Source organism: Rhodopirellula maiorica SM1 (genome assembly GCF_000346295.1).
Classification (GTDB): domain Bacteria; phylum Planctomycetota; class Planctomycetia; order Pirellulales; family Pirellulaceae; genus Novipirellula; species Novipirellula maiorica.
The window spans coordinates 1-646 of the sequence record NZ_ANOG01000668.1; the positions used below are offsets into that span (position 1 = coordinate 1).

Sequence of the window (646 nt, forward strand, 5' to 3'; positions counted from 1 at the left end):
GTCTTGTCTTGACGTCGATTGAAACACCCGCGCGGAACAAAGACTCCGCCATGAGATTAAGTTGGTTATTTTCGAGGATCGGAAAATCGATCAGACACGAATGGTACTGTGAAAGACCAAGGCCATCGAATGTTTTAATTCCGTGGCTGTACCTTAAGGGGATCTCAACCGGTGATTTCGCGGAGGGCTTCAGTCGCTCGCTGGCTTGAATCCAACGTTGTCTGTCGACTCAAGGAGCAGTGTTGCAGCGAGTACGACAATTGGAGCAAGCATGATTTGTCCAACAAGCATCTCGTTTATTCCTGGGCCGGCGGCATCCACGGCAAGGCCCGACTCGAAGACGATGCCAACAAAAAGCAGTGTTTTTTGGTGATGACAGGCATGACGTCTGAATAAAAAAAGAACTGGTCGCGGTGTTCGATGGCTACTCACAGTGACGTAGGCAGGACATATCGTAGTCTGGGCGTAAGTCCTGAGTTCGCTGCGATCTTTCCCGATTCAGCCTTCGAATTCCGGGATTTTCGCCATGACCTTTTCCCTCTCAAACCGCCGAGATTCTAGCTCATCGCAGTGGTATACTATCGGCTTCCGCAAAACAGTAACCGTTCACGGGGCGGTGAACCGGCAAATCACGGTGTTGTTAAGC

Annotated in this window: 1 pseudogene; it reads left to right on the forward strand. The window is 50.6% G+C overall.

Annotated features, from left to right (window positions below):
- Window positions 1–104: 104 nt before the first annotated feature.
- Window positions 105–434, forward strand: a pseudogene (locus RMSM_RS21380) (IS256 family transposase); the annotation flags it as partial.
- Window positions 435–646: the final 212 nt, after the last annotated feature.